2 protein-coding genes are annotated in these 1566 nt (G+C 43.0%); one reads left to right on the top strand and one right to left on the bottom strand.

Translation table 11 applies throughout. The annotated features are described in order from the left end of the window. Positions 1 to 206 precede the first annotated feature (206 nt). Positions 207 to 995 (top strand): lipase, encoded by a 789-nt coding sequence (locus BCT81_RS23815; protein WP_102426074.1) that lies wholly within the window; start codon positions 207 to 209, stop codon positions 993 to 995. A gap of 90 nt (positions 996 to 1085) precedes the next feature. Here BCT81_RS23815 and BCT81_RS23810 read toward each other — a convergent pair. Beyond that, positions 1086 to 1566 (bottom strand): methyl-accepting chemotaxis protein (locus BCT81_RS23810; RefSeq protein ID WP_241908267.1); only part of this gene is annotated, 481 nt, incomplete at its 5' end.

Below are 1566 nucleotides of genomic sequence, written 5' to 3'. Positions count from 1 at the left end.
GTACTGTATAAAAAAGCCTACTTATTAGACAACGTCCAGATTATTATTGAAAGATATTAACCAATGTTACAAGTTAATGTTATATAGTTTATTTAGAACGGGTTTGATACAAACTTAATGTCATTCCATCGTTTATTCCTGCCTTCATCTCTACTTCACATTCTAAGACTATAGTATTTAAAATACTGTCAAAACCATGGGTACCCGTGAAACCACTAAAACGATACCAGTACGAGCGCTATGCCGTTCTTTGTAACCTTGCCTACCCTAGAGTTTTTAAGCAAACTCGCTATGGTTTCGATCCTAATGGACAGCGCGTCATAAAGAACCAGTTTGGTAAGACGATGATTCGGGTGCTTTGGAGTAGCGACAAAGATGAAGTGGTTGTGGTTATTAAAGGGTCACATAGTGTATCAGACTGGCTGCTTAACTTTGCTCTTTGGACAAGAAGCTGCAAAAGGATTGGACTCAACTATCGTGTTCACGCGGGATTTTATCACCTGATGTTTCAAGAGAGCCAGCCAAGCCGCAACGAAGACAAGTTAGGTTTAAGCGTGGTTGAGCGATTAGAAATGGTTCTTGTACCATTATTGGAGCAAGGGAAAAGGATTGCGATTACTGGGCACTCCTCCGGCGGCGCCATTGGTTGTGTCTTTGCGGATTATTTTGACAAGAAATACCCAGGCTGCATTAAGCGAATCGTGACCTTTGGACAACCAGCGATTGGTGATTGGAGCTTTAAGAAGCGTTATCGCCTTCGCAAAAAAACCTATCGTGTATGTTGTGACATCGACATTGTGACCTTCATGCCGCCCGTACCTTTACTGTATTGGCATGTCGGAAAGGTACTTTGGCTCTACAACGGCAGAATCTATGAGAACACCCCAACGTTTATTCGCCTTGGACGTTCTATTTTTAGCTGGTTGATTAGGCCTTTCTCTTACCACTTGATGAGTAAATACATACGTAATAAAGACTTCTTTGATCAGCATTGAAACTCGTATTTTCACCGCAAAGAAAGAGCACATACTGATAGCAGTCTGTGCTCTGGTATTTACTAATCTATCTGTATCGCGCTTTGGTTGTTAAAGCTTGAATCGAGACAACTCTTGTTTCAAATCACTTGCTAATTTGCTGAGCTGATCCGCCTGAGACACTGCATCCGTTGCATCAAGTGCCATAACGTCACTCACTTCACGAACAGATTCTGTATTAGCATTAATTTCAGCAGTAACCAGTGACTGCTCTTCCGCAGCAGAAGCAATTTGAGTCGCCATATCACTGATCACTTGAATCGCTTCTCGGATTTGAGCCAAGCTCTCTCCCGCCATATCAACATCATGCACACTTGTCTCTGCCATGTCGTGACTTTGAGTCATCACTTTAACCGCGCTATTTGTCGCCTGTTGTAAGCGCTTGATCTTATCTTCAATTTCTTCCGTTGAAGCATGAGTACGCTGTGACAATACTCGAACCTCATCCGCTACAACGGCAAAGCCACGACCTTGTTCACCAGCCCTCGCTGCTTCAATCGCAGCATTAAGTGCCAGTAGGTTAGTTTGCTCT

The sequence above is a fragment of the Vibrio sp. 10N.261.52.A1 genome, from assembly GCF_002876325.1.
Lineage (GTDB): Bacteria > Pseudomonadota > Gammaproteobacteria > Enterobacterales > Vibrionaceae > Vibrio > Vibrio chagasii.
Note: the sequence above shows the minus strand (reverse complement) of the source record. Positions and strands in the feature narration are given on the sequence as shown.